The sequence below is a fragment of the Streptomyces sp. NPDC102437 genome (assembly GCF_044765565.1).
Lineage (GTDB): Bacteria > Actinomycetota > Actinomycetes > Streptomycetales > Streptomycetaceae > Streptomyces.
This window is the reverse complement of record NZ_JBIWKI010000009.1, coordinates 101,503-128,131: the sequence shown is the minus strand read 5'-3', so window position 1 is coordinate 128,131 and position 26,629 is coordinate 101,503. Positions and strand designations below refer to the sequence as shown.

Sequence of the window (26,629 nt, the reverse complement as noted above, 5' to 3'; positions counted from 1 at the left end):
TGGGCGGCATGAAGAACGAGCACGCGCACATGACCGAAGTCGCCGCCGAGGCGGCCCGTATCGCCCGCTCCATCGGCGCCGAGCAGCTCGACGCGCCCAACACGCCCTGCGGTGACTGGGATGTGCGCGGGCTCGTCAACCACTGGGTGCTGTACACCTCCCACGGCCTGGAGCACCGGGCCCTGCGCAAGGACCTCCCGGAGGAGCTCGCCGGGCGGGACTTCACGGCCGACGCCGACTGGGCGCAGCAGTACGCCGGGCAACTGGACCGCGCCGTCACCGCCTGGGCGGACCCGGCTGTCTGGGAGGGGGAGATCGACCTCGGGGGATCGGCCTCCGCGGCCTCCGAGATCGCGGCGATGCTCATCGCGGAGACGGCCCTGCACGGGTGGGACGTGGCCCGTGCCGTCGGGGAGGAGTTCCGGCTCTCCGAGGAGGCGGCTGCCCATGTGCTCGGCATCGTCGACGGCATGGCCGCGCTCTACCGGCAGTACGACGGCTTCGCCGACGAGGTGACGGTGCCCGCGTCGGCGTCGGTCTTCGAGCAGGCACTGGCCCACAGCGGACGCGACCCGCAGTGGACCGGAGCCTGAGCCGGACGAGTGTCCGCAGGGCCTGGCGTCGAACTGCGTTGACGGCCAGGCCCTCTGCCCGGCATGTGGGATCGGCGTGTCGAGGGTTCGCATCCGGGGACGCCCCCGAGTCGCCGCGATCCGGGGATGGCAGTGACTCGGGGGCGTCCGTGAAGTGGCCCAGTCAGCCGCATGGTGAATGGCCCGGAGATTGGTGCCAATGCCTGGTTAGGGTCGGGGTATGGACAAAACAACCGTCGACTTCTACTTCGACCCGGCCTGCCCGTTCGCCTGGATCACCTCCCGCTGGATGCTGGAGGTGGAGCAACAGCGCGACATCGATCTCCGCTTCCGTGTCATGAGTCTTCACCTGCACAACATCGGCAATGAGCTTCCCGACTGGTACCGGGACCTGGTCGACAGGTCGATCGGCCCGGTGCGGGTCGCGGTCGCGGCGGCCCAGGCCCACGGCGACGGGGTGCTCCGCGACCTCTACACCGCGATGGGTGTCCGTATCCACCGGCAGAAGAACGAGGACTTCGACGAGGTGATCGCCGAGTCCCTCGCGGAGCTCGGGCTGCCCGCGGGGCTCGCCGCCGCCGCGCACTCGGAGGCGTACGACGAGGCGCTTCGGCGCAGCCACGACGCCGGCAAGGACCCGGAGGCGGACGGCTACGTCGGTACGCCCACGATCCATGTCGACGGGGCGGTGTGGTTCGGGCCCGTGCTGCGGGCGGCACCGCGCGGTGAGGAGGCGGGACGCGTCTTCGACAGCTTCCGGGTGCTTGCCGGGAACCCGGATCTCTTCGAGCTCAAGCGGACCCGTACGGGCAGCCTGGACGTGGGGTGACCGGTCCGCCGCGCTACGCGGTGAGTGCGGCGTGGCGGACCGCCGGACGGCGGGCCTCGTCGTAACGGGCCAGCAGGAGCCGTGCCAACTCCGGTGCGGGGCCCAGTACATCGGCCAGTACGTCCGCTCCGGCCGCCCCTGCGGCGATCCGGTCGGGGAGCCGGCCGGGGGCGATGACGTACGGCGCCACCGCCACCCGGCGCGCGCCTTCGTCCCGCAGGGCCCGTACCGCGTCCTCGGTACGGGGGAAGCCCGCGGGAGATGTGGCGGAGGCGAACGCAGGCCGCACGGAACACCAACCGGTGTGCCGCAGCTCCCGCGCGATTTCAGCGATCACTGCGATCGCCTCCGGGTCCGTGGAGCCCGCCGAGGCCAGGACGAGCCCGGTCGAGCTTCGGTCACCGGGACGGATCCCGGCTTCGTGCAGGCGCCGTTCCAGCGCCGAGTTCGCCAGCGGTGACGGGCCGAGCACCTCGGCCTGCCGCACCCGCAGCCGGGGCAGCCTGGTCCGGGCCTCGTGCAGCACCGAGGGAATGTCGGACTTGGCGTGGAAGGCCCGGGTGAGGAGGAGGGGGAGGGCGATGACCCCCTGCTCCCCCTGCGCGACCAGCCGTTCCAGGACCCTCGGCACCGACGGCGCGTTGAAGTCCAGGAAGCCCGTCTCCACGTGCAGCCCCGGCCGCAGCGACCGTACCCGCGCGGTGAGCGCGTGGACGGTCGCCGCGTGCCGTGGGTCGCGGCTGCCGTGGGCGATGACGAGGAGCACCGGAGCGGTCATGGTCGTGACTCAGTTCTTGACGAGGAGGCCGCGGCTGCGCAGCACCCACCGCTCCAGCGGACTGAAGATCAGCAGGTCGATCGCGATGCCGACGGTGAGGATCAGGATGATGGCGAGGAACACCATCGACATGCTGCTGGTCTCCCGGCCCTGTTCCAGCAACTGGCCCAGGCCCACCCCCAGATCGGGCGAGGAAGCGATGATCTCGGCTGCCATCAGCGAACGCCAGGAGAACGCCCAGCCCTGCTTCAGGCCCGCCAGATAGCCGGGCAGCGAGGCCGGCAGCACGATGTGCCAGGTGCCGCGCAGCCCGGTGGCGCCCAGTGTCCGCCCGGCCCGCAGATGCAGCGGCGGGATCTGGTCGACGCCCGAGACCAGGCCGTTGGCGATCGACGGGACCGCCCCCAGCAGGATCACCGCGAACATCATCTTGTCGTTGAGCCCCAGCCAGATCACCGCGGGCGGCACCCACGCCACCGAGGGAAGCGACTGGAGCCCGGAAAGGACCGGGCCGATCGCCGCGCGCACCGGCTTGACCCGGGACACCAGCAGCCCGAGCGGAGTGCCGATGACCAGTGCCAGCAGGAAGCCGAGCAGACCGCGCGAGACGCTGGTCCAGATGTAGCCGAGCAGGGTGCCCTGCGCCCAGGCGTCGGTCACCTCGCTCCAGACCAGGGACGGCGACGGCAGCTTGTAGTCGTCGGTGACCTTCGCCCAGATCAGGATCTGCCAGACGACGAGCACCAGGACCACGGCCACGACCGGCGGCAGCACCTTGCGCACCAGCACTTCGCGGACCGGGGTCCGGCTCACCCGCACCTCGTCGAGTGCGTCCAGCCCCGCCTCCAGGCCCGCCAGGTCCTGGGCGGCGCCCTTGACGGCGGTCTCAGTGCTGGCCATGTCGGCGGATCTCCCCACGCAGTTGTTCGGTGATCTCTACGGACAGCTCGGCCACCGCGGTGTCCTCGATGCGGCGCGGCTGGTCGATGTCGACCGTCCACTCCCGGGCGATCCGGCCCGGCCGCGACGAGAGCAGGACGACCCGCTCGGCGAGCCGGACCGCCTCGCGCACGTTGTGCGTGACGAAGAGGACCGAGACGTTCGTCTCGCGCCAGATCCGGGTCAGCTCTTCGTGCAGCACGTCCCGGGTGATGGCGTCGAGCGCGGCGAACGGCTCGTCCATCAGCAGCAGTTGACTGTCCTGGGCGAGCGCGCGGGCCATCGCCACCCGCTGCCGCATACCGCCCGAAAGCTCATGCACCCGCTTCCCGTACGCCCCACCGAGCCGTACGAGTTCGAGCAGCCGTTCCGCTTCCGTGCGGCGGTCGGACTTGGGGACGCCGCGCAGCCGCAGCGCGAGTTCGATGTTCTTGCCCGCGGTCAGCCACGGGAAGAGGGCGTGCTCCTGGAACATCAGGGCAGGCCGCCCGCCGGGGGTCTCGATGGACCCCGCGGTCGGGCGGTCGAGTCCGGCCACCAGGTTGAGCAGGGTCGACTTCCCGCACCCGGAGGCGCCCAGGAGGGTGACGAACTCGCCGGGAGCGACATCGAGTGTGATGTCGTCCAGGACGAGCTGCTGCCCCTCCGGTCCGCCGAAGGACTTCGAGACGTGGTCGATGCGCGCGGCGTGCCCGGCCGCCGTGCGGTCCTCGGCCTTGGTGAGCGTGGTGGTCGCCATGGTCGTCACCTCCTGGGAATCCTGTTCGGGTGCCGGACGCGCTTACTTGACGCCGAGACCGGCGTCGGCGACCTCGGGCTTGCCCGCGGCCTTGAGGATCTTGTTCAGCGGCTTCAGGTCGTAGATGCCCGTCAGGTCCGGCTGCTCCAGCAGACCGGCCTTCACCGCGTGCTTGGCCTCGGCGTCGAGCGTGGCGGCCAGCGGGTCGTCGATGAACTGGACGGACTTCCATGCCGGGTCGAGGACCTCGGCCGGCAGCGCCTTGCCGCTCAGCTCCTTGAGCGCGGTGTTCGCGGAGGCCTTCGCCTTGTCCGGGTCGGCGTTGATCCAGGCGTTGGTGGCGACGGTGCCGCGCAGCACCGCCTCTACGACGTCCGGGTGCTCGGTCAGGAACTTCTGCGACACGATGATGTTCGTGATCACGAACTTCTTGTCCGGCCACAGCGTCGACTCGTCCAGGATCTCCTTCGCGCCCTGGGCGACCAGCTTGGAGGCGGTCGGCTCCGGCACCCAGGCACCGTCGATGGAACCCGACCGGTAGGCGTCCGGCGTCACCTTGTTGTCCGTACGGACCACGGAGACATCGCCCTTGCCGCTGTTGGCGTCGACCTTCCAGCCCTTCTCGGAGATCCAGTTGAGGAACGCCACGTCCTGGGTGTTGCCGAGCTGCGGGGTGGCGATCTTCTTGCCCTTGATGTCGTCCAGGGTCTTGATCTTCTTCGGGTTGACGACCAGCTTCACTCCGCCGGAAGCGGAACCGCCGATGATCCGCAGGCTCTTGCCCTTGGACTTGGTGAAGCCGTTGATGGCGGGGGAGGGGCCGATGAAGCCGATGTCGATCGAGCCCGCGTTGAGCGCCTCGATCTCGGACGGACCCGCGTTGAACGTCGACGGCTTGACCGCGGTGGAGCCGAGCTCCTTGGCGATGATGCCTTCCTGGATGCCGACCAGGGCCGTGGCGTGGGTGAGGTTGGGGAAGTAGCCGATCTTCACGGTGTCCGTGGAAAGCTTCTTGCCGCCGGTCGGGGCGTCAGCCGCCTTGACGTCGTCCTGCTTCGCCTCGGAGCCGTAGCCGCAGGCGGTGAGCGCCAGGGCGAGCAGCGGCAGGGCGGCGACGGCGGCGAGGGCGCGGCGCGGCGTGGTACGGGGGACAGGCACGGGAGGCTTTCCTCTCGTTGGCCCGGTCCTCGCGTCCCGGTCGATTACGGGGACGCGGCCGGGAAGTCGGCAGGTCTTCGTCTGAACTGGCGGTGCGGTTGGAGCGAGTGGGCGCGCAGGCAGTGCGCGTACGTCATCGCGCACATCGCGCGACCCCGCCCTGGCCACTCCCGAGGGCACCGCTGCCGATGCGGCCGCCCTCCTTCGCGAACGTGGAGAAGATGTCGACGGTCATCAGAAGTCCCACCCGGCGTCGTCGGCGGCCGCCGCACCGGGCTCGGCCGCGGCGGCGAACGAGGCGCCCGCCATGCCGGCCGTCAGCGTGGTGCCGTCCGCCGGGTCGATCAGCAGGAACGATCCGGTGCGCCGGGAGTCGGCGTACGCGTCGAGCGCGAGCGGCTCCGCGGTACGGACGACGACCCGGCCGATGTCATTGGCGACGAGCTGTCCGGGCGCCGGATGCTGGGACAGGTCGTCGAGCGTCAGGCGCGAGGGGATGTCCTTGACGATCGCCTTGACCGTGCGGGTGGTGTGCTTGAGCAGCACCCGCTGGCCGACGGCGAGCGGCTGGTCGGCGACGTGGCAGACGGTCGCTTCGACGTCCTGGGTGACGGCCGGCGCGTCGGCGGCCGGTGCGATCAGGTCGCCGCGCGAGATGTCGATGTCGTCGGCCAGCCGGATGGTCACCGACTGGGGCGCCCAGGCGATGTCCACGCTCTCGCCGAGCGCGTCGATCCCCGCGATCGTCGACGTACGGCCGGACGGCAGGACGGTGACGGCCTCGCCCACCCGGAACGCGCCGGCGGCGATCTGGCCCGCGTAGCCCCGGTAGTCGGGGTGCTCGGCGGTCTGCGGCCGGATCACGTACTGGACGGGGAAGCGGGCGTGGCAGGCGGTGAGGTCATGGCTGACCGGTACCGTCTCCAGGTGCTCCAGGACCGTCGGGCCGCCGTACCAGTCCATGTGCGCGGACGGCTCCACGACGTTGTCACCGGCCAGCGCGGAGATCGGGATCGCGGTGATCTCCGGGACGCCGAGCGAGGCCGCGTACGCGGTGAACTCCTCGGCGATGGCGGCGAACACCGGCTCCGCGTAGTCGACCAGGTCCATCTTGTTGACGGCCAGCACCACGTGCGGCACCCGCAGCAGCGCGGCGACGGCGGCGTGCCGGCGGGTCTGCTCGACGACGCCGTTGCGGGCGTCGACCAGGACGACAGCCAGCTCGGCCGTCGAGGCGCCGGTCACCATGTTCCGGGTGTACTGCACATGCCCCGGGGTGTCGGCCAGGATGAACCGGCGGCGCGGCGTCGCGAAGTAGCGGTAGGCGACATCGATGGTGATGCCCTGCTCGCGCTCGGCCCGCAGCCCGTCGGTCAGCAGGGCCAGGTCGGGCGCCTCCTGGCCCCGGCTGCGCGAGGCGTGCTCGACGGCCTCCAGCTGGTCCGTGAGGACCGACTTGGAGTCGTGCAGCAGACGTCCCACGAGGGTGGACTTGCCGTCGTCGACGGAGCCCGCGGTGGCGAACCGCAGCAGGGTGGTCGTCGACAACTGCTCTGCGTGCTGGGTGTGTGTGGTCATTTAGAAGTACCCCTCGCGCTTACGGTCTTCCATCGCGGCCTCGGACATCTTGTCGTCGGCACGCGTCGCGCCCCGCTCGGTGAGCCGGGAGGCGGCGATCTCGGTGATCACGTCGTCCAGCGTCGTCGCGTCCGAGTCGACGGCACCGGTGCACGACATGTCGCCGACCGTCCGGTAGCGCACCTGCCGGGTCTGGACGCTCTCGTGGTCCTTGGGGCCGCCCCAGTCGCCGGCGGTGAGCCACATGCCGTTGCGGTTGAAGACCTCGCGCTCGTGGGCGAAGTAGATCTGCGGGAGTTCGATGGACTCGCGGGCGATGTACTGCCAGACGTCCAGCTCGGTCCAGTTGGAGATCGGGAAGACCCGGACGTGCTCACCGGGGGCGTGCCGGCCGTTGTACAGCTGCCACAGCTCGGGGCGCTGGCGGCGCGGGTCCCACTGGGAGAATTCGTCGCGCAGCGAGAAGACCCGCTCCTTGGCGCGCGCCTTCTCCTCGTCGCGGCGCCCGCCGCCGAACACGGCGTCGAAGCGGTGCTGCTGGATCGCCTCGGTCAGCGGCACGGTCTGCAACGGGTTGCGGGTGCCGTCCGGGCGCTCGCGGAGCTTCCCGGCGTCGATGTACTCCTGCACGGAGGCGACATGGAGCCGCAGCCCGTGCCGGGCCACCGTGCGGTCGCGGTACTCCAGCACCTCGGGGAAGTTGTGCCCGGTGTCGACGTGCAGCAGGGTGAACGGCACCGGCGCGGGCGCGAACGCCTTGAGCGCCAGATGCAGCATCACGATGGAGTCCTTGCCGCCGGAGAACAGGATCACCGGCCGCTCGAACTCGCCCGCCACCTCGCGGAAGATGTGCACGGCCTCGGACTCCAGGGAGTCCAGGTGGCTGAGTGCGTACGGATTGCCGGTGCCTTCCGACACGGTCGCGACGGTCGTCATGCCGCACCCCTCTCGCTCAGCAGCGCGTACAGCTCCGCCGCGGACTCCTGCACGGTCTGCCGGTGCGACTCGATCCGCAGGTCCGGCGACTCGGGGGCCTCGTACGGGTCGTCGACCCCGGTGAGTCCGCTGATCTCGCCCGCCGCCTGCTTGGCGTACAGACCCTTCACATCGCGTTCCGAGCACACCTCCACCGGGGTCGCGACATGCACCTCCAGGTACGCGGTGCCCTCGGTCTGGTGCCGCTTGCGTACCGCGTCCCGGCTGTCCGCGTACGGGGCGATGACCGGGACCAGCACCTTCACGCCGTTGGCCGCCAGCAGCTCGGCGACGAAGCCGATCCGCTGGACGTTGGTGTGGCGGTCCTCGCGGGAGAAGCCGAGTCCCGCGGAGAGGAACTCCCGGATCTCGTCCCCGTCGAGCACCTCCACGCGGTGACCCTCGCCGCGCAGCCGCCCGGCGAGTTCGTACGCGATGGTGGTCTTGCCCGCGCTCGGCAGACCGGTCAGCCAGATGGTGGCTCCCGTCTCCGTCACGCTCATCGAAGTCTCCTGATCAGCCGTCATCAGTCGTGCAGCCCGCACTCGGTCTTGCCCCGTCCGGCCCAGCGCCCGGCGCGGGCGTCCTCGCCCTCCAGCACCCGGCGGGTGCAGGGGGCGCAGCCCACGGAGGCGTAACCGTCCATCAGCAGTGGGTTGGTGAGTACGCCGTGCTCCGCGACGTACGCGTCGACGTCGTCCTGCGTCCAGCGGGCGATCGGTGAGACCTTCACCTTCTGCCGCTTCGCGTCCCAGCCGACGACCGGGGTGTTCGCCCGGGTCGGGGACTCGTCGCGGCGCAGCCCGGTCGCCCAGGCCGTGTACCCGGTCAGGCCCTCCCGGAGCGGCTTGACCTTGCGCAGCGCGCAGCACAGGTCGGGGTCCCTCTCGTGCAGCTTCGGCCCGTACTCGGCGTCCTGCTCGGCCACCGTCTGGCGGGGCGTCAGTGTGATGACGTTGACGTCCATCATCGCCTCGACCGCGTCACGGGTGCCGATCGTCTCCGGGAAGTGGTAGCCGGTGTCGAGGAAGACCACGTCCACGCCGGGGAAGACCCGCGAGGCGACGTGCGCGACGACCGCGTCCTCCATGGAGGAGGTGACGCAGAACTTCCCGCCGAAGGTGTCGGCGGCCCACTTCAGGATCTCCGTCGCGGATGCGTCCTCCAGCTCCCGGCCCGCCCGCGCGGCCAGGGCCTCAAGGTCTTCTCCGGTCTGCAGGGTGTCCGTCATATCCCGTCCCCTTCAACGTCGTTGCGCCGCAGTCCCCGGGTCAGCAGACCCAGGAACCTGAGCTGGAACGCGCGGTTGCAGGAGGCACATTCCCAGGCGCCGTGGCCGCTCTCGTGCGGGCGCAGGTCCTCGTCCCCGCAGTACGGGCAGTGGAACGGCGCGGCGCGCTCGCTCATGACAGCGACTCCGCACCGGCCCGCGCCGCCCAGGTCGCGAACCGCTCGCCTTCCTCGCGCTCCTCCTGGAAACGGCCCAGGACCCGCTCGACGTAGTCGGGCAGCTCGGCCGAAGTGACCTTCAGACCACGGACCTTGCGGCCGAACCCGGCCTCCAGGCCGAGTGCGCCGCCCAGGTGCACCTGATAGCCCTCGACCTGGTTGCCGTCGTCGTCCAGGACCAGCTGGCCCTTGAGGCCGATGTCGGCGGTCTGGATGCGGGCGCACGCGTTGGGGCAGCCGTTGATGTTGATGGTGAGGGGCTCGTCGAAGTCCGGCAGGCGGCGCTCCAGTTCGTCGATGAGCGCGGCGCCGCGCGCCTTCGTCTCGACGATCGCCAGCTTGCAGAACTCGATGCCGGTGCAGGCCATCGTGCCGCGCCGGAAAGGCGAGGGCCGCACCTGGAAGTCGAGCGCCTCCAGCCCGGCGACTAGGGAGTCCACCTGGTCCTGCGCCACATCGAGGATGATCATCTTCTGCTCGACGGTGGTCCGCAGCCGGTCCGAACCGTGCGCGGCGGCCAGGTCGGCGATCTTGGCGAGCGTGGAGCCGTCCACCCGGCCGACCCGGGGGGCGAAACCTACGTAGAAGCGGCCGTCCTGCTGCTGGTGCACACCCACGTGGTCGCGCCAGCGGCTGCTGGGCTGCTCGGGCGCGGGGCCGTCGGTCAGCGGACGCTTCAGGTACTCGTCCTCCAGCACCTGGCGGAACTTCGCCGGGCCCCAGTCGGCCATCAGGAACTTCAGCCGGGCGCGGTTGCGCAGCCGCCGGTACCCGTAGTCGCGGAAGATGCCCACGACTCCGGCCCACACGTCCGGGACCTCGTCGAGCGGCACCCACGCGCCCAGCCGTTCGGCGAGCCGTGGGTTGGTGGAGAGTCCGCCACCGACCCAGACGTCGAAGCCCGGACCGTGCTCGGGGTGGACCACGCCGACGAACGCGATGTCGTTGATCTCGTGGACCACGTCCTGCACCGGCGAACCGGAGATCGCGGTCTTGAACTTGCGCGGCAGGTTGGAGAATTCCTTGTTCCCGATGTACCGGTCGTGGATCTCGTCGACGGCGGGCGTGCCGTCGATGATCTCGTCGGCGGCGATGCCGGCCACGGGGGAGCCGATGATCACGCGGGGGCAGTCGCCGCACGCCTCGGTGGTGGAGAGCCCGACGGCCTCCAGCTTCTCCCAGATCGCGGGGACGTCCTCGATGCGGATCCAGTGCAGCTGGATGTTCTGCCGGTCGGTGATGTCCGCGGTGCCGCGCGCGTACTCCTGCGAGATCTCGCCGATCACCCGCAGCTGTGCGGTGGTCAGCCGGCCGCCGTCGATCCGGACCCGCAGCATGAAGTACCGGTCGTCCAGCTCCTCCGGCTCCAGGATCGCGGTCTTGCCGCCGTCGATCCCGGGCTTGCGCTGGGTGTACAGACCCCACCAGCGCATCCGGCCGCGGAGATCGTTGGGGTCGATCGAGTCGAAACCGCGCTTGGAGTAGATCGTCTCAATGCGTGTCCGCACATTGAGACCGTCGTCATCCTTCTTGAACTGCTCATTGCCGTTGAGCGGGGTGTGGTGCCCCACGGCCCACTGGCCTTCGCCACGGTGGCGTCCGGCCTTGCGGCGGGGCGTGGTGGTCGCAGGCTGTTCCGGGGTAGCGGCCATGACAGTACGTCCTTCGGGACTGCAGGAGGGCGGCTCTGAACTGCACACTCGCGCTGAGGCGCGGCGGTGCGCAGGGGGGGCAGAGAAAAGGGGGATCGCGGCGGTGCTGGGACTCTCAGCTCGCCGGACAGATGGCGCTGGACACGCGGCCGAGGTCGACGTGGCGTCGACTCACCAAGGCAATTCCAGTTCCAGGCATGGCGGAAGCGTGGCACGCGAATCTCGGGCCAGTCCACCACTATCCAGGATGTGGACGAGAGTGTCCCGTCATGCGAGATGAAGTGGCACTCATCACGGAAAGTATCCTGGTCCGCCTGTCCGTAATGGCGGCAATCCCCCCTGTCTGCCACTGGAAGGTGCGGGGGAAGTGGAGTGCGGCCCTCCCGTCGTAACCCCGCCCCGGCCCCGCCCGGTACTACCGCCCGGAGCCCGGCCACGGTCCGGGCGTCTCCACCTCCGGCTCCAGCTCCACCTTCGTGTCGAAGAGCCGGAAGCCGCGCCGCAGGTAGTTGTCCATGGCGTACGGGCCGTCCTTGGAGCAGGTGTGCAGCCACACCCGCTTCGTCGGCGTCCGCTCCGGCCAGCGCTCCGCCAGGTCCCAGGCGCGGGCGATCCCGTACGAGAGCAGATGGCCGCCCATCCGTCGCCCCCGGAAGGCCGGAATCAGCCCGAAGTACATGATCTCGACGGCGCCGTCGTCCTGCGGGTCCAGCTCCACGTACCCCGCCGGGGTGCCGTTCTCGTACGCCACCCAGGTCTCGGCGCCGGGGCGGTCCAGGGCCTCCTGCCACTGCGCGTACGTCATGCCGAGCCGGTCGGTCCACCGGATGTCGCCGCCCACCGCCGTGTAGAGGAACCGGCTGAACTCGGGAAGCGGAATCTCCGACCGCACGATCCGCACATCACCCTCCGGGGCCGCGGCGGGCCGCAGATCGTCGGGGGAGGTCTGTTCCAGGGACCAGATGGTCACTTCGGTGGTGGCTGCGGCAGTGCTGTATGCGGGGTTGCTCATGGCTGCCAGGGAACCACGCCCTGCTCCCTGCGCGAAAGCCGGTCCCGGTCCACGGACAGCGGAACCGCCCACGGAGCGGGCCCACAACCGGAACCGGAACGCGACTGCCCTCAGCCGGCCGTACGCGCCCCGGCCACCACCGGAGCCGTCGAGTGCGGCAGCAGATCGGCCGGGTGGTCCGGGTGGATCACCTCCACCTCGACGTCCTCGCCGAAGCGGTACGGGCGGTGCGCGAGCACCTGGGCGAGATGGCGGCGCATCCGTGAGATCTCCGCCCGCACCGTCACCGTCCGGGTCGCGTCACCGAAGATGTCCTGGGCCAGCTCGGAGGCCGTACGCCCCTCGGGGTGCAGCGCCAGGGCGTACAGCAGCTCCGCGTGGCGAGGTGAGAGCCGCTGCGTCCAGGTGCCCACCGCGCCCACCACATTGACCGTGAGGGCGCGTGGCCGGCTCAGATCCAGCACCACCCGCTGCGGCGCCCCGTCCGAGGGCCCGTCCGCGACCTGCAGCAGCCAGCCGCCGGGCAGCTGCTCGACGCGGCACATCCCGAGCGACGGCAGCCACACCCGGCCCGGCCGTAACGACTTGGGCAGCGGAAGCCGGTCGACCGGCGGCATCCCGGTCACCGCGGCGAGCCAGCCGTGGGTGTCCACCGCCAGCGCACGCCCGCCCAGCCGGCACACCAGCGGTGCTGCCACCGACCGCAGCCGGTCGATCGCCTGCAGGTGCCGGTTCCTGATCTCGCTCTCCGCCAGCCTGGCCACCGAGCTGACCAGGGCGAGCGTCGTCGGATGGAACGTGGAGGCGGGGCCGCTCATGTCGAGGATGCCGATCACCTTGCCGTCGCGCGGGTCACGGACCGGTGCGGCCGCGCACGTCCAGCTGTGCAGGGTGCGGACGAAGTGCTCCGAGGAGTGGACCCGGACCGGGACGCGGGAGACCAGCGCCGTACCGATCGCGTTCGTTCCGGTGCTCTCCTCCGCCCAGGCCGCGCCCTCCGCCAGACAGACGTCGTCCGCCCGGCGCAGCACCGCCGCGTTGCCCCGGCGCCACAGCACCCGGCACTCCACATCGGTGACCACCATGATCTGCTGGGCGGCGTCCGCCAGGGTGAGCAGGCCGTCGTTGAGCAGCGGCATGACCTCGCCCAGCGTCGAGCTCCGGCGCCGGTGCTCGATCTCGTCCACATCGAGCAGCAGGCTGTCGGTGGACTGGTCCGGGTCCATGCCGCTGCGCAGCACCCGGTCCCACGAGGCGCCGATCTCGGCCCGCGGGGTGAGAGCCGGGCGCTCGCCGACGAGCACGGCCTCCCTGGCCCCGTGGATCGCGCGGACGGCTCCCCCGGACTGCGGGACAGCGGGCCGGGGAACCCCCGAGGCGCTGGTCTCCACTCTCGTATCCCCCCACATGCCAGGGCCGGCTCGACGCTCCACGGCCCCATCCTGCCGCCGCGAGGGGCCCGGCACCGTGCACTCCACACAATGGTTGCAACCCTTTGCAACTCTGGCGAGAGGGTACGGGTCCGTACGAGAGTGGTGGAACACCGCGCGGCGGAGCCCCTGCCCCTCAGCCCGGTGTGCACAGCAAGGAGGGTGGTGCCGTGTCGGCGCAGCACCACCCTCCGTTGCCGTGTGCCGGGGCGGTTCTCAGTGCGCGACGGGCCGCGCCCGTTCGACGACCGACGCCAGGTCGAGTGTGTGCGGCAGCGTGCCGAAGCCGGCGCCCCGGTCCCCGCCCAGCCGCGAGGCGCAGAACGCGTCGGCCACCTCCGGCGGTGCCCACCGCACCAGCAGCGACCCCTGGAGCACCAGCGCCATCCGCTCCGCCAGTCGGCGGGCCCGCGCCTCGATCCCGTCCAGATCGGCCAGTTCCGTCAACATGTCCCTGATCGCCCCGTCCAGCCGGTGATCGGCCCCGCGCGCCCTGCCGACCTCCTGGAGGAACGCGTTCAGTGCCATCGGCTCACGCTGCAGCGCCCGGAGCACATCCAGCGCCTGCACATTCCCGGCGCCCTCCCAGATGGAGTTGAGCGGCGCCTCGCGCAGCAGCCGCGGCATCCCGGACTCCTCGACGTAGCCGTTGCCGCCGAGACACTCCAGCGCCTCGCCCACCAGCGGCGTGCACCGCTTGGTCACCCAGTACTTCGCCGCGGGCACCGCGATCCGCAGGAAGGCCAGCTCGCTGTCCGAGCCGTCGTCGTACGCCGCCGCCAGCCGCATCGCCAGCACCGTCGCGGCTTCCGACTCCAGCGCCATATCCGCCAGCACATTGCGCATCAGCGGCTTCTCGATCAGCACGCCGCCGAACGCGCTGCGGTACGTGCAGTGGTGGATCGCCTGCGCGACCGCCTGCCGCATCAGCGCCGCCGAACCGGCCACGCAGTCCAGCCGGGTCGCCGCCACCATCTCGATGATGGTGCGCACCCCGCGCCCCTCCTCACCGACCCGGCGCGCCCAGGTGCCGTCGAACTCGACCTCGGCCGAGGCGTTCGACCGGTTGCCCAGCTTGTCCTTGAGCCGCTGGATCGCGAACGGGTTGCGGGTGCCGTCGGGCAGCACCCGGGGCAGCAGGAAACACGTCAGTCCGCCGGGCGCCTGCGCCAGCACCAGGAAGCCGTCGGACATCGGTGCCGAACAGAACCACTTGTGCCCGGTGAGCAGATACTCGCCCGCCGCGGCCAGCGGCTCGGCGCGGGTCGTGTTCGCCCGTACGTCCGTGCCGCCCTGCTTCTCCGTCATCCCCATCCCGAGGAGCGCACCGGCCTTCCGTTCGGCGGGCCCCAGCCCCTGCTCGTACACCGGCGAGGTGAGCAGCGGCTCCCACGCGGCGGCCAGCTCCGGATCGGTGCGCAGCGCCGGCACCGCCGCGTGCGTCATCGACACCGGGCAGCCGTGCCCCGCCTCGGCCTGTGTCCACACCAGGAAACCGGCCGCCCGCCGCACATGGCCGCCGGGCCGGCCCCAGGCATTGGTCAGGCCGGCGCCGACCGCGTGGCCGAGCAGCCGGTGCCAGGCCGGATGGAACTCGACCTCGTCGATGCGATGCCCGTACCGGTCGTGCGAACGCAGCACCGGCGGATTCGCGTTCGCCTGCGCGCCCCACTCCTGCACCTGCGCGGAGCCCGCGGCGCGGCCCAGCCCACCGAGTTCGCCCCGTACTTCGGCCTGGAGGTCGGGTGACGTGTGACGTTGCACCGCCTCGGAGAGCGCCCGGTCGGTGGCGAAGACGTCGTAGCCGGTGAGCGGTGGTACCTGGTTGGACACGGTGTGGGTGGTGGCTGCCATGCCGATACGGTAAGGATGTGCAGGCAGCAAATGAAACACCCGAGCGGCCACCGGGCCGGCTCCACCGGGCCCGAGTCCTCTACCGCAACGTCTCCAAGCGGCAGATGGCCTGGCGGTTGCTCAAGGACACCGTCAACTCGTGCATGGAGTACCGCATTCTCGGTCTTGCCGCCGAGGCGGCGTTCTTCACCCTGCTGTCCCTGCCGCCCCTGCTCCTCGGCCTGATCGGACTGCTCGGATACGTCGACGAGTGGACCAGCACCACCACGGTCGCCTCCATCGAGCGCAACATCCTCAACGCCGCGCAGACCGTGCTCAGCGAGCGAGGCGTCAACGACTTCGCCAAGCCGCTCCTGGCGGACGTCACCACCGGCGCCCGGCCCGACGTCATCTCGATCGGCTTCGCGATCGCGCTCTGGTCCGGCTCCCGCGCGGTCAATGTCTTCATCGACACGATCACCGTGATGTACGGCCTCGACGGCCAGCGCGGCATCGTCAAGACGCGACTGCTCTCCTTCCTGCTGTACGTCGTCGCGCTGCTGCTCGGCTCCGTGGTGCTGCCGCTGCTCGTCGTCGGCCCGGACCGGGTCGTGGAGTTCGTCCCGTGGGGCACCGAGCTCATAAGCGTCCTGTACTGGCCGCTGGTGATCCTGCTGTCGATCGCGTTCCTGACGACGCTCTACCACGTGTCCGTGCCGGTCCGTTCGCCGTGGATCGAGGACATGCCGGGTGCGCTGGTCGCGCTCGCGATGTGGGTGCTCGGCAGTTTCCTGCTGCGGATCTACCTCACGAGCACGGTCGAGGGGCCCACGATCTACGGCTCGTTGGCGGCCCCGATCGCCGTGCTGCTGTGGATCGGCATCTCCGCGTTCGCGGTACTGGTCGGAGCGGCGGTGAACGCGGCCATCGACCGGGTGTGGCCCTCGCTGGCGACGGCCGCGGCCCGCGCGGCGAACGACCGGGTACGGGCGGCCCAGGCGGCGGAGTTGGTCGCCCGCACGCAGGCGGAGAACCAGGAGGAGCCCTGGGCCGACGACGATGACGACGATGAGGACGGGAGCGACGACGGCGACAGCCCGTACATGCCCTCCGAGTTCCCGGAGCGCTGGTCGAAGTTCCTGCCGCCGGACGATGTGGTGTCCAGGCTGCAGCCGAGCCGCGACAAGGAGCCGGAGAAGCCGACCCCGGAGAAGTCCGACCCCGAGAAGCCGAGCGCGGAGAAGCGGGACGAGGAGTCCGGCGACTGAGTGGCTCCTACGGCGCGGGCGGGGGCGCGGGCGCCGGAACGGTCGGCTCCGCCGGAGCCGCAGGCACCGCAGGTGCTGCCGGGGGCGTGGGAGCCGCGGGTACCGCCTCCGTCGCGCCGGGGGACCAGGACAGCTTGACCGTCAGATGGCCCTCGACCGCGCTCTTCGCAATCACGGCACCGGCCTCCGCCGTGATCTTCACCCCGAATTCGAGCTCCACACCGTCCGGTTTCAGGGCGCCGTCCCGGAACACCGCGAGCGCGGACTCGGCCGCCGACCGGATTCCCGTGAGCGCGCTGTCGAACGTGCGCCCGGCCCTGGCCAGCGTGTTGTCGTCGCCCAGCGCTACCAGCTGCGCGCCCTGCGTGTGCCGGTCCACCTCGACCGTCACCGTCGCACCGCTGTCGGTGCTGAACTCCATCAGTGCCGTCATGGCCGCCCCCGGGAAGCTGATTCCGTTCGCCGACGACATTAGCGTGTGAGACATGCGCGAGCGGTACGAAGAGCGGGTGTCGCGGTTCGACGGGGCAATCGTGTGGACGCTGACCATGCCGGAGGGGGCGGTCCACCCGGTGCTGCCCGACGGATGCATGGACCTGCTCTGGATCGGCGGCCGGCTGCTCGTCGCGGGCCCCGACACCCGTGCCGCGACGCCGTCCGCCCCGGCCGACGGGCGGTGCGCCGGCATCCGGTTCGCGCCCGGCACCGCCCCCGCGCTGCTCGGCGTGGCGGCGCACGAGCTGCGCGACCGCCGCGTCGACCTCGCGGACCTGTGGCCCTCGGGCCGGGTCCGCGAGCTCACCGAGCAGCTGGCCGAGGCCCCCGACCCGGCTGCCGAGCTGGAGGCCGTCGCGCTGCGCCGGGCGGCCGGCACGGCGCCGCCGGACCCGCTGCTGCGGTACGTCGCGGACCGGCTCGACGCCGGGTGGTCCGTCGCGGACACCGCGCAACGGGCCGGGCTCGGCGCCCGCCGGCTGCACCGCCGTTCGCTCGCGGCCTTCGGCTACGGGCCCAAGACGCTCGCCCGGATCCTGCGCCTCCAGCGCGCGCTCGCCCTCGTCCGGTCCGGGACGCCGTACGCCGAGGCGGCCGTCCGGGCGGGCTGCAGCGACCAGGCCCATCTCGCCCGGGAGATGCGCGACCTGGCCGGGACCACCCTGACCGCCTACCTGGCCCGCCATGGCCTACTGCCTCAGCCGTTGGCGGCGAACAACGACACCGCGCAGCCGTCCGGATCGAGGACCGTCGCGTAACGCTGCCCCCACACCGCGTCCCACGGCTTCAGCCGCCCCCGGTAGCCCGCACCGGTCAGCTCCTCGTACACCGCGTCCACCTCCGCCGGGCTGTCGCACAGGAAGGCCAGGGAGAGACGGTCCCCGCCTGCGGACGCGGTCCATTCGGGGTCGAACGAGCGGATCACGTCCTCGGTGTCCCACAGCAGTCGCTGCCCGCCCGGGAGCGTCACTTCGACATGGGGTGCGGATTCCGCCCCGGCGGGGATGTCGAGACCGAGCCGGCGGTAGAAGGTGAGCGATGCGGCCAGATCCGCCGTGACGATGCCGATCGCGTCCATGCGTGGAGTCATGCCCCGACCGTATGCCGGGCCCCGGCACGGGTCTTGTACGGATCGGACATCGGCCCGGACGGGCGCGTACGGGGTGCCGCGAGCGGTCGCCGGCACCCCGCCCCGCTGCCGCGACTGCTACGAGGACGCTGTGCAGTCGGCGGGCGAAGTGCCCGGGTCGGTCAGCGCGAGGGAGAGCTGGGCGCGTTCGGTGACCCAGCGGCTCGGGCGATGGCGCGGATCGCCGGTCGCCCGGTGCAGGGCCCGGTGCAGCTCCAGCATCCGGTCCGCGCCGATCAGGTCGCCCCAGGCCAGCGGGCCGACGGGGTAGCCGAGCCCGGCGGTGACGGCCAGGTCGATATCGGCGGGAGCCGCGATGGAGCGCTCCGCGATGCCCGCCGCGACCGACACGATCGAGGCGAGCAGCCGCTGCGCCACCGAGCCCGCGGTGTCCCGCACCACCGAGACCGCCCACGGCTCGTCGCCCTCGGCCGCGCGGGCCAGCACCGCACGGGCGTCGCGCGCGGCGGCCGGGTCCGCCGCCGGGGTCACGGCCAGCACCCGGCGCCGGCCGGCCGCGGGCAGCGGGTCCACACCGAAGGTGCGCCGTGCGGGCAGCCCGTCTCCGGCGACCGCCCCGGCCACCGTGGTGCCCCAGACCGGAACCAGCACCAGGGCGCCGGCGGACGGTACGTCGCCGGTCTCGACGACGGCACCCGCGGCGGTCAGCGCGGCCCGCAGCGCCGCCGCGTCCCGCTCCTGTCCCGCGGTGCCGTGGACGAACACCGGCCGGTCCGCGTCGCCGGTGACCGGCGGCTCCGGGGAGGGCGCGGGCGCCTCGGGGCCGTACGCGTACCAGCCGTGCCCGGTCTTGCGGCCGTGCAGCCCGGCCGCCACCCGGTTCGGGGTGAGGTAGGAGGGGCGGAGCCGGTCCGTGTACCGGAAGCCTTGCCAGATCGAGTCGATCACCGCGGCCGTCACATCGAGGCCGGTGAGGTCCATCAGCTCGAACGGGCCCATCCGCAGGCCCAGTACGTCACGGGCGATCCGGTCGATGTCCGCCGGGTCGCCGACCGTCTCCTCCAGCAGCGCGAGCGCCTCGGTCACCAGCCCGCGTCCGGCGTGGTTGACGAGGAAGCCGGGGGTGTCGGCGACGGTGACCGCGCGGTGGCCGCAGCTCTCGACCAGCGCGGTGAGGGCCGGCGGGATCTCTGGGCGGGTGGCCGCGCCGGGCACGATCTCGACGATCTTCATCAGCGGCACCGGATTGAAGAAGTGCAGCCCGGCCAGGCGGGTCGGGTCCTTCAGCCCGGCGGCGATCCTGGTGACCGACAGGGACGAGGTGTTGGTCGCGAAGACGGCCGACGCGGGCAGGGCCTGCTCCAGCCTGCCGAAGACCTCCGTCTTGGTGCCGAGGTCCTCCCGCACGGCCTCGATGACCAGCTCGACATCGGGACCCTGGGCCCACGGGTCGTCGAGCGGGACCAGCCGCGCCAGGGCGGCGGCGCTGTCCGCCGCGGACATCCGGCCCTTCTGGACGGCCCGTTCGAGCATGGAACGGACGAAGTCCACGGCGGCCGTCACGGCCTCCGTGCGGACGTCGCACAGTTCGACGGTGTGTCCGGCGGTCGCCGCCCACTGGGCGATGCCGCGGCCCATGGCCCCGGCGCCGACGATCCTGATACGCATGGCGGTTGCGGTCCTCTCGGGATGTGACATGTGACAGGTCCGAGCCGACGGCTGTGACCTGTGATCCGTCTCGGCGAGACGGACGCGGTCCGGTCTCGGTGAAGACAGGCCCGGTTCCGTCTCAGCGAAGATAGACGCGGTCCGGGTCCACGTCCTCACGCAGCAGCCGGAGTTCGGCCGCGGTCGGCGGCGGGACGGTCCCGACCGTGTCGGCCACCTCCAGGTCCCAGCCGGTGGCCGCCCGTACCTGCTCGACGGTGACGCCGGGGTGGACGGCGACCAGCCGGAGTTCCTCGCCGACGCCCGCGCGGGCCAGGATGCCCAGTTCGGTGATGACCCGGGTGACACCGGCGCCCAGCGGCCGGATGCCCTCGGCGAGTGCCCGGTCGGGGCCGGGAGTGGTGCAGAAGTCGAGGGTCTCGGTGAAGGAACGCGGATGGTGGCGGCGCATCACCACGAAGACCTCGCGGGAGTTGGCCATCACCTCGATGCCGCCACCGGAGCCGGGCAGCCGGACCGAGGGGCGGTCCCAGTCGCCGATCACGGACGTGTTGAGGTTGCCCCACCGGTCGATCTGCGCGGCGCCGAGGAACCCCACGTCGATGTGGCCGCCCTGGAGGACACAGCCGAAGAGCGCGGGCATCGACAGCACCGCCTCGGCACCGGTGATCAGGACCGCGTCGGCGATGGTCTCCGGCAGGTGCGAGGGGTGTGCGCCGCAGACCCCGGACTCGTACACCACCTCGATCTGCGGGGCGACCGTCAGATGAGCCAGCTCGGTGGCGAGCGTCGGCAGGCCGATGCCGGCGAACACGGTGCGTCGCGCGGCCAGTTCGCGGGAGGCTGCGACGGAGAGCAGCTCGGAGGAGGTGATGGTCGTGGTCATGGCGCTTTCCTTCTCGTGTCCCGTCTCCGTCTCGTGTCCCGTTTCCGTCCGCCCGTTCACAGCCGCCGCCCGTAGTTCACGGGCCGGCTCAGCGCCTCGCCGACCGCCAGGCCCTCCCAGAAGTCCTCGCCGAGCTTGTCGACGTACTCCGCGTGGTCGGCCGTCCCGAGCACCCACTCGGCCAGCCAGTCCTGGAGCCGCTGCGGATCCTTGCTGATGTGCGACCAGGCGCGGTAGAAGGCGTTGTCCCGGTCGTAGTACCCCTGCGCGAAGGAGGGGTGGACGCCGCGCGGGCAGACGACGACCGCGTCGACCGCGTGGGCGGGGACGAGCGTACGGTTCGGGTCCGAGCGGACCACCTTGTCGTCGACGATCTCCTCCACGACGACGATCGCCTTCTCCGCCGCGTACACCGCCTCGGCCTGGATGCCGGTCAGGCCCCACATCTGGGTGTTGCCGCCGCGGGCGGCGCGCTGGGCGTGGATGATCGTCACCTCCGGGTTGACCGGCGGTACGACATAGATCTGCTCGGGTTCGCCGTCCGGGCCGGGGTAGGGTGAAGTGACCTTGCGCAGACCGCTGTTGACGGACGGCAGATCGCTGCCGCCGTAACTGCGCAGCGGGTGGAACGGCAGCCGCTGGGCACCGGCCAGGTACCGGCAGATCATCCCGTAGTGGCTGTACTCTTCGAAGGCGAGCGGCGCCGGATCCCCGGTCTCGATGCGGCGGCGCAGTTCGCCGAGCGAGTCGGCGGAGGAGTTGCCGACGAAGGAGGAGACCAGCCGCGAGACGCAGCCCGCGGCGATCATCTGGTCCACCACGATGTCCGCGGTCATCCGGACCACGGTGAGGTCCCGGCGGCCCTGGCGGATGATCTCGTGACCCGCGGCGGTCGGGACGAGATGGGTGAAGCCTTCGAGACAGACGGTGCCGCCGTCGTGGACGAACGCGGCGATGGCCGCCTTCAGCGACATCGTCTTGTCTTTCCGGTCCCTCGTGGCCACGGTGCTCCTCCGGCTCTGCCGGCGCGTCCTGGAATGCGCGTCGCCCCACCGTGTCAGCGGCTATTGATTGCTGTCCAATACCAAATTACGGTCGTATAAAGACGTCTGGTTGATGAATCGACCGAAGGGGCACGCATGGAGCTGCGTCATCTGTCCGCGTTCGTCGCCGTGGCCGAGGAACTGCACTTCGGACGGGCGGCGAAGCGGCTGCAGATGGCCCAGCCGCCGCTGAGCCAGCAGATCCGCCAGCTGGAGAAGGAGCTGGGTGTCCAGCTCTTCGAACGCAACACCCGCTCGGTGCGGCTCACCAGAGCGGGGGAGTCCTTCCTCCAGCCGGTCCGCACCGTGCTGGACGACCTCGACACCGCGGTGCGTGCCGCGAAGGCGGCGGGCCGCGGCGAGTACGGGCGGGTCACCATCGGCTTCGCGGGCGCTTCCAGCCACGAGACGCTGCCGCACCTCACCCGGGCCGTGCGCGCCGCCCACCCCGCCCTCGAACTGGTCATGCGGGGCCAGACCTACGCCAACGTGGCCCTGGACCGGGTCGCCGACGGCTCGCTGGACCTGGGGTTCGTCCGGCTGCCGGTGACCCGGCCGGGAGTGGCGTACCGGGTGATCGACGAGGAGGAGATGGTGTGCGCGCTGCCCTTCGACCACCCGCTCGCCCGGCTGGAGAGCGTCCCCATCGGCGTCCTGGCCGAGGAGCCCTTCGTCTCCTTCCCCGCCAACACCGGCTCCACCGTGCGCGACGCGATGGTCGGGGCCTGCGAGGCCGCCGGGTTCAACCCCCGGGTCGTCCAGGCACCCGACTCGTACACCATCCTGGCGCTGGTCGCCGCGGGCGTCGGGGTCACGCTCACTGTCACCTCCGTCCAGCACATCCAGCAGCACGGCCTCGTCTACCGGCCCCTGCCCGGCCCGCCGATCCGGCTCCAGGCGGCGCTGGCCTGGCGGGCCGACAACCCTTCCGCCGCGCTGCGCGCGGTCCTCGCTGTGGCGGAGGAGGCCCTGCCCACGCCTACGGGCCCGGTCGGGAACCGGGCCCCCGCAGGCAGGAATTGAGACGCGCCACGTCTTGAACCAGGGCAAACTGGATATTGGACCGACTCAGTCGCCGGGTGCAAGGGTCGAGGGCAAACGCTCTCGCCACCGGGCGCCAACCGCGCTTGCCACCGAGCGGCATACGCTCCCGCCACCGAGCGGCAACCGCGCTCGCCACCGAAAGGCCACGCCGTGCCCGACCAGCCCGACCAGCAGCTCGATGTCGTCATCTGTGAACCACTGCGTACCCCCATCGGCCGTTTCGGCGGAGTGTTCGCGCAGCAGAAGCCGGCCGCACTCGCCGCACGCGTCATCGCCGAGGTCGTGGCCCGTACCGGGATCGACCCCGCCGCCGTCGACGAGGTGATCCTCGGCCACTCCTACCCGTCCGCCGAGGCCCCCGCCATCGGCCGGGTCGCCGCGCTCGACGCCGGACTGCCCGAGACCGTCACCGGCTCCCAGGTCGACCGCCGCTGCGGATCGGGCCTCCAGGCCGTGCTCGACGCCGCGATGCAGATCCGGGTGGGCTTCAGCGAGGTCGTGATCGCGGGCGGCGTCGACGTGATGAGCGCCGCCCCGTACTACACGCACGACGGCCGCTGGGGCATCAAGGGCCCCGGTCTCCAGCTCCACGACTCGCTGGCCCGGGGCCGGGTCACCGCGGGTGGCGTCAACCACCCCGTGCCGGGCGGCATGATCGAGACCGCCGAGAACCTCCGGCGCGCGTACGGCATCAGCCGCGCCGACCAGGACGCCCTGGCCCTGCGCTCCCAGCAGCGGGCCGGCCGGGCGGCGGCGGAGGGGCGGTACGAAGCGGAGACCGTCCCCGTCACCGTACGCACCCGCAAGGGCGAGAGCGTCGTCACCGCCGACGAACACCCCCGCCCCGACACCACCGCGGAACAACTTGCCGCGCTGCGCCCGGTCATGGCGAAGTCCGACCCGGAGGCGACCGTCACCGCCGGCAATGCCAGCGGCCAGAACGACGCGGCCGCCGCCTGCCTGGTCACGAGCGCGGCCACCGCCGAGCGGCTCGGCCTCACCCCGCTGGTCCGGCTGGTCTCCTTCGCCCGCGCCGGGGTGCCCGCCGCGACGATGGGCATCGGCCCCGTCCCGGCGACCCGGGCCGCTCTGGACCGCGCCGGACTCACCCTCGCCGACCTCGACCTGATCGAGCTCAACGAGGCCTTCGCCGCCCAGGTGCTGGCCTGCACCCGGGAGCTGGGGCTCGGCGAGAAGGACCACGAGCAGCGGATCAACGTCAACGGCTCCGGCGTCTCCCTCGGCCACCCGGTCGGCGCCACGGGCGCCCGTATCCTCGCCACGCTCACCCGTGAACTGCACCGCCGCGAGGCCCGGTACGGCCTGGAGACCATGTGCATCGGCGGCGGGCAGGGGCTCGCCGCAGTCTTCGAGCGGATCGCGGTCTGAGATTCGGCTCGGTGGCGCTGGTGACCATGCCGGTACGGGGGTCGACGACGCCGGCCGCCGCGATGCCGAGCGCCGCGGCCAGCCGCCCCGGGTCGACGGCCGCGGCCGCCCCGGCGAGCGCGTCCAGCACGGCCGCCGCGCCGTCCAGGGCCGGGGTGGGCCGGGTGTGCCGGGCCAGGACGGTGCCGTCGGGCCCGAACAGCGCGGCGGCGATCTTCGTACCGCCGAGGTCGAGTCCGACGACCGCGGCACCGGTTTTGGCGGCGGACGGCCGGGAGCGGTCGTCGTTCATCGGACCGGCGGCAGACCGGCGGCGCGCAGGCGCCGGGAGACCAGGGCGACGGACTCGGCGCTGAGCTGGATCTGCGGGAAGGCCGTGTCACCGCAGGCGATGATGCCGAGCAGCTGGAGCGCCGACTTGAAGGAGCCGAGCGCCGAGGAGCTGCGGCCCATGTCCGCCTCCGGGCCCGCGTCGACCATGGCGAACAGCTCGACGAGCCGCTCCTGCTCCTTCGCGGCCAGCTCCCAGTTCCCGGCCCGCGAGGCGTCGTAGATCCGTACGTAACCGGCCGGGTCGACGTTGCCGATGCCCGGCACCACACCGTCGGCCCCGGCCAGCAGGGCGGCGTCCACGGTGAGTTCGGAGCCGGTGAGGATGCTGAAGCGGGGCGCGGGGCCGTCCGCGCGGCCGCTGCGGCCACCGAGCTCGACGATGAGGCGGCGCAGTCCGCCCTCGTCGCCGCTGCTGTCCTTCAGGCCGGCCAGGGTGCCGTCCTCGGCGAGCTCGCGCACCAGCGCGGGGGAGAGCTTGCTGTGCACGGCGACCGGAATGTCGTACGCGAACAGCGGCAGGTCGACCGACGCCCGCAGCCGCCGGAAGTGCTGGGCGATCTCCTTGGTGTGGGTGCGGGTGTAGAACGGCGCGGTCGCGACCAGGGCGTCCGCGCCCAGTGCGGCGGCGGAGCGGGCGTGCTCGACGACGCGGGCGGTGGTGGTGTCGATGACCCCGGCCAGCACCGGAACCCTGCCGTCGGTCGCGTCGACCACGGTCTCCAGCGCCGTGGCGCGCTGCTCGTCGGTGAGGTACGCGACCTCGCTGGTGGAGCCGAGCGCGAACAGCCCGTGCACACCGCCGCCGATGAGGTGCTCGACGAGCCGGGCGAGGGACGCGGTGTCGACCTCCCCCTGGGGGTCGAGCGGGGTGCAGACCGGCGGGACGACGCCGTGCAGTGGTGAGGTCAGGGACATGGTGAGGGGCTCCAGCTCGATGAGGGCTCGGTCGGTGCACCGGTCCATGGCCGGAACGGCTGCACGGATCGATACATGAGACGTAAGATGTCCTATGTCTGACTCACCTTAAACGGATGCTCCTGCGAACGGTCAAGGGGCAAACGCACCCCGGGAGGTCGTTGTGGCGCGCCCCACCCTGGCTCAGGACATGGAGCGACGGCTCAAGGAACTGATCCTGGAGCGCAGGCTCGCCCCCGGAGACGCGCTGCCCACCGAGAGCGAACTGATGGAGCTCTTCGGGGCCGGCCGGGTGTCGGTGCGCGAGGCCCTCAAGGCGCTCCAGGCCGTCAATGTCGTGGAGATCCGCCGAGGCTTCGGCACCTTTGTCGGCTCGCTCTCCCTGTCACCCTTCGCCGAGGCGCTCGCCTTCCGGGCCGCCGTCCGGCATCGGCAGGGAGAGCCGGGCCTCTTCGAGCTGATGAAGGTACGGGAGGCGCTGGAGGCCGGTCTGGTCGGCGCCGTCACGGCCGGGATCCCCGACGAGGACCTCGATGCGCTGCGCGGTCTCGTCGCGAAGATGGAGGACGAGGCCCGCGATCACGGCCGGGTGGCGCGCTGCACCGACCGCGCCTTCCATCTGGCGCTCTACGCCTCGCTCGACAACCACCTGCTCAGCGAGGTGCTCGACGCGTTCTGGGCGGCCATGGACCGGGTACGCGAGGATCTCGACGACGGCCATCAGGACCCTGTCGCCACCTGCGCCCAGCACCGCGAGATCGTCGCGGCGGTCGCGGCGGCCGACGGCGAACGCGCGGCACGCGCCATGCGCACCCACTTCGACGGCATCCGCACCCGCCTGGAACCGTCGCCGGTCCGGTAGCCGGGCGCGCCCGCCCGGCCACGGCGCGGTGGCGGGGCCTCACCGCCCCGGGGTCGCCCCGGTGATCGCGGTGACGGCCATCCGCACCGCCCGGTCCGTCACCGCCTCGGGGTCGTCGCCGTTCTCGATCGCCGTCGTCGCCGCGTTGACGATCCCCTGGAGGAGCAGTGCCGTGCGCCGCGGGTCCTTTTCGCCCAGCTCGGTCAGCGCGCCGATCAGCGGGGTGAGCAGCTCCCGGTGGGCCTGCATCGCGCTCTCCCGCACCATGGCCGCGTCCCGGACACCGGCCAGCGCCTGGGCGATCCGGTGTTCCCCGCCACGCACCAGCTCCAGCTGGGACGAGACGTAGGCGGCGATCTTCTCCTCGGACGTGCCGGCCGCCGACATGCCCGCCCGGATGGCGTCCGTCCAACGGGGCATCGCGTCCTCGACGACCGCGGCGAGCAGTTCGGGCCGGCCGGGGAAGTACTTGTACAGGCTGTTGCGGGCCAGGCCCGTCGCCCTGGCGACCGCGGTGAAGGTCACGGCCTCGGCGTCGCCGCCCTCCAGTAGTTCGCGCGCCGCCCGCACCAGGGCCAGCCGCTGCTGGGCGTGGTGCTCCGCGACGGTGGCGGCATTGATCCTGGGCACCGGCCCAGTCTAGAAGCCCCGGCACACACATCCGACCCCAC

28 protein-coding genes and 1 pseudogene are annotated in these 26,629 nt (G+C 71.8%); 7 read left to right on the top strand and 22 right to left on the bottom strand.

What is annotated here, in order from left to right; translation table 11 throughout:
* The first annotated feature begins 8 nt into the window (after positions 1–8).
* A complete protein-coding gene (locus ACIRJP_RS14145; RefSeq protein ID WP_404172587.1) occupies positions 9–593 on the top strand; it encodes a TIGR03086 family metal-binding protein in 585 nt (194 codons plus the stop codon).
* A gap of 220 nt (positions 594–813) precedes the next feature.
* Positions 814–1,422 (top strand): DsbA family protein, encoded by a 609-nt coding sequence (locus ACIRJP_RS14140; protein ID WP_404172584.1) that lies wholly within the window; start codon positions 814–816, stop codon positions 1,420–1,422.
* A gap of 13 nt (positions 1,423–1,435) precedes the next feature.
* Here the strand turns inward: ACIRJP_RS14140 and ACIRJP_RS14135 are convergent, their stop codons facing one another.
* From ACIRJP_RS14135 to ACIRJP_RS14070, 14 genes are all read right to left on the bottom strand, one after another.
* Positions 1,436–2,200 (bottom strand): sirohydrochlorin chelatase, encoded by a 765-nt coding sequence (locus tag ACIRJP_RS14135; RefSeq protein WP_404172581.1) that lies wholly within the window; start codon positions 2,198–2,200, stop codon positions 1,436–1,438.
* A 9-nt stretch (positions 2,201–2,209) separates the two neighbouring features.
* A complete protein-coding gene (locus ACIRJP_RS14130; RefSeq protein ID WP_404172578.1) occupies positions 2,210–3,100 on the bottom strand; it encodes an ABC transporter permease in 891 nt (296 codons plus the stop codon).
* Positions 3,087–3,878, bottom strand: coding sequence for an ABC transporter ATP-binding protein (locus ACIRJP_RS14125; protein WP_404172575.1), 792 nt, complete (start codon positions 3,876–3,878; stop codon positions 3,087–3,089). Before ACIRJP_RS14125 ends, ACIRJP_RS14130 begins: the two co-directional genes overlap by 14 nt.
* 42 nt (positions 3,879–3,920) lie before the next feature.
* Positions 3,921–5,036, bottom strand: coding sequence for an aliphatic sulfonate ABC transporter substrate-binding protein (locus ACIRJP_RS14120; protein WP_404172573.1), 1,116 nt, complete (start codon positions 5,034–5,036; stop codon positions 3,921–3,923).
* Between the two features lie 234 nt (positions 5,037–5,270).
* Positions 5,271–6,614 (bottom strand): sulfate adenylyltransferase subunit 1, encoded by a 1,344-nt coding sequence (locus ACIRJP_RS14115; protein ID WP_404172570.1) that lies wholly within the window; start codon positions 6,612–6,614, stop codon positions 5,271–5,273.
* On the bottom strand, positions 6,615–7,550 hold the full coding sequence (gene cysD, locus ACIRJP_RS14110; RefSeq protein ID WP_404172567.1) for a sulfate adenylyltransferase subunit CysD: 936 nt from the start codon (positions 7,548–7,550) through the stop codon (positions 6,615–6,617).
* Positions 7,547–8,092, bottom strand: coding sequence for an adenylyl-sulfate kinase (gene cysC, locus ACIRJP_RS14105; protein WP_266428495.1), 546 nt, complete (start codon positions 8,090–8,092; stop codon positions 7,547–7,549). Before cysC ends, cysD begins: the two co-directional genes overlap by 4 nt.
* 23 nt (positions 8,093–8,115) lie before the next feature.
* On the bottom strand, positions 8,116–8,820 hold the full coding sequence (locus tag ACIRJP_RS14100; RefSeq protein WP_404172563.1) for a phosphoadenylyl-sulfate reductase: 705 nt from the start codon (positions 8,818–8,820) through the stop codon (positions 8,116–8,118).
* Entirely contained in the window at positions 8,817–8,996 is a 180-nt protein-coding gene (locus tag ACIRJP_RS14095) for a hypothetical protein (protein WP_351252675.1), read from the bottom strand. The genes ACIRJP_RS14100 and ACIRJP_RS14095 overlap by 4 nt, the downstream gene beginning before the upstream one ends.
* A complete protein-coding gene (locus ACIRJP_RS14090; protein ID WP_351252676.1) occupies positions 8,993–10,690 on the bottom strand; it encodes a nitrite/sulfite reductase in 1,698 nt (565 codons plus the stop codon). The genes ACIRJP_RS14095 and ACIRJP_RS14090 overlap by 4 nt, the downstream gene beginning before the upstream one ends.
* Before the next feature lie 115 nt (positions 10,691–10,805).
* On the bottom strand, positions 10,806–10,889 hold the full coding sequence (locus tag ACIRJP_RS14085) for a putative leader peptide (protein WP_317864749.1): 84 nt from the start codon (positions 10,887–10,889) through the stop codon (positions 10,806–10,808).
* 216 nt (positions 10,890–11,105) lie between these two features.
* The gene (locus tag ACIRJP_RS14080) at positions 11,106–11,702 is read right to left on the bottom strand and encodes a GNAT family N-acetyltransferase (protein WP_404172558.1); all 597 of its coding nucleotides are present in this window, start codon (positions 11,700–11,702) and stop codon (positions 11,106–11,108) included.
* Between the two features lie 110 nt (positions 11,703–11,812).
* Entirely contained in the window at positions 11,813–13,111 is a 1,299-nt protein-coding gene (locus ACIRJP_RS14075; RefSeq protein ID WP_404172863.1) for a GAF domain-containing protein, read from the bottom strand.
* 237 nt (positions 13,112–13,348) lie between these two features.
* Positions 13,349–14,986, bottom strand: a complete 1,638-nt coding sequence (locus tag ACIRJP_RS14070) for an acyl-CoA dehydrogenase family protein (RefSeq protein WP_404172555.1) — start codon at positions 14,984–14,986, stop codon at positions 13,349–13,351.
* A gap of 104 nt (positions 14,987–15,090) precedes the next feature.
* Here ACIRJP_RS14070 and ACIRJP_RS14065 point away from each other — a divergent pair, with 104 nt between their 5' ends.
* Positions 15,091–16,233: a YihY/virulence factor BrkB family protein gene (locus ACIRJP_RS14065; protein ID WP_404172860.1), complete on the top strand. Its 1,143-nt coding sequence runs from the start codon at positions 15,091–15,093 to the stop codon at positions 16,231–16,233.
* A gap of 7 nt (positions 16,234–16,240) precedes the next feature.
* Here the strand turns inward: ACIRJP_RS14065 and ACIRJP_RS14060 are convergent, their stop codons facing one another.
* A complete protein-coding gene (locus tag ACIRJP_RS14060; protein ID WP_404172858.1) occupies positions 16,241–16,666 on the bottom strand; it encodes a CU044_2847 family protein in 426 nt (141 codons plus the stop codon).
* A gap of 52 nt (positions 16,667–16,718) precedes the next feature.
* On the opposite strand from ACIRJP_RS14060, the gene ACIRJP_RS14055 reads away from it, so the two are divergent.
* Positions 16,719–17,486: a DUF6597 domain-containing transcriptional factor gene (locus tag ACIRJP_RS14055; protein ID WP_404172552.1), complete on the top strand. Its 768-nt coding sequence runs from the start codon at positions 16,719–16,721 to the stop codon at positions 17,484–17,486.
* Here ACIRJP_RS14055 and ACIRJP_RS14050 read toward each other — a convergent pair.
* From ACIRJP_RS14050 to ACIRJP_RS14035, 4 genes are all read right to left on the bottom strand, one after another.
* A complete protein-coding gene (locus tag ACIRJP_RS14050) occupies positions 17,426–17,818 on the bottom strand; it encodes a VOC family protein (RefSeq protein WP_404172549.1) in 393 nt (130 codons plus the stop codon). The genes ACIRJP_RS14055 and ACIRJP_RS14050 overlap by 61 nt on opposite strands.
* A 117-nt stretch (positions 17,819–17,935) precedes the next feature.
* A complete protein-coding gene (locus ACIRJP_RS14045; protein ID WP_404172546.1) occupies positions 17,936–19,486 on the bottom strand; it encodes a 3-hydroxyacyl-CoA dehydrogenase in 1,551 nt (516 codons plus the stop codon).
* Positions 19,487–19,607: 121 nt separating this feature from the next.
* Positions 19,608–20,372, bottom strand: coding sequence for a CoA-transferase subunit beta (locus tag ACIRJP_RS14040; RefSeq protein WP_404172543.1), 765 nt, complete (start codon positions 20,370–20,372; stop codon positions 19,608–19,610).
* A 56-nt stretch (positions 20,373–20,428) separates the two neighbouring features.
* On the bottom strand, positions 20,429–21,346 hold the full coding sequence (locus ACIRJP_RS14035; RefSeq protein ID WP_404172855.1) for a CoA transferase subunit A: 918 nt from the start codon (positions 21,344–21,346) through the stop codon (positions 20,429–20,431).
* A 165-nt stretch (positions 21,347–21,511) separates the two neighbouring features.
* On the opposite strand from ACIRJP_RS14035, the gene ACIRJP_RS14030 reads away from it, so the two are divergent.
* Together ACIRJP_RS14030 and ACIRJP_RS14025 are read left to right on the top strand one after the other, a co-directional pair.
* Positions 21,512–22,438 carry a LysR family transcriptional regulator gene (locus ACIRJP_RS14030; RefSeq protein WP_404172540.1) on the top strand — a complete coding sequence of 309 codons (927 nt, stop codon included), beginning with the start codon at positions 21,512–21,514 and terminating at the stop codon, positions 22,436–22,438.
* A 171-nt stretch (positions 22,439–22,609) separates the two neighbouring features.
* Positions 22,610–23,848 (top strand): acetyl-CoA C-acetyltransferase, encoded by a 1,239-nt coding sequence (locus ACIRJP_RS14025; protein ID WP_404172537.1) that lies wholly within the window; start codon positions 22,610–22,612, stop codon positions 23,846–23,848.
* Between the two features lie 7 nt (positions 23,849–23,855).
* Here ACIRJP_RS14025 and ACIRJP_RS14020 read toward each other — a convergent pair.
* Together ACIRJP_RS14020 and ACIRJP_RS14015 are read right to left on the bottom strand one after the other, a co-directional pair.
* A pseudogene (locus ACIRJP_RS14020) lies at positions 23,856–24,140 on the bottom strand (ROK family protein); the annotation flags it as partial.
* Positions 24,137–25,096, bottom strand: coding sequence for a dihydrodipicolinate synthase family protein (locus ACIRJP_RS14015; protein WP_404172853.1), 960 nt, complete (start codon positions 25,094–25,096; stop codon positions 24,137–24,139). The gene ACIRJP_RS14015 and the pseudogene ACIRJP_RS14020, both read right to left, overlap by 4 nt.
* Positions 25,097–25,259: 163 nt before the next feature.
* Between ACIRJP_RS14015 and ACIRJP_RS14010 the strand changes: the two genes are divergently transcribed.
* Positions 25,260–25,958: a FadR/GntR family transcriptional regulator gene (locus tag ACIRJP_RS14010; protein ID WP_404172534.1), complete on the top strand. Its 699-nt coding sequence runs from the start codon at positions 25,260–25,262 to the stop codon at positions 25,956–25,958.
* 39 nt (positions 25,959–25,997) lie between these two features.
* On the opposite strand, the gene ACIRJP_RS14005 is transcribed toward ACIRJP_RS14010, so the two are convergent.
* Entirely contained in the window at positions 25,998–26,588 is a 591-nt protein-coding gene (locus ACIRJP_RS14005; RefSeq protein ID WP_404172531.1) for a TetR/AcrR family transcriptional regulator, read from the bottom strand.
* Positions 26,589–26,629: the final 41 nt, after the last annotated feature.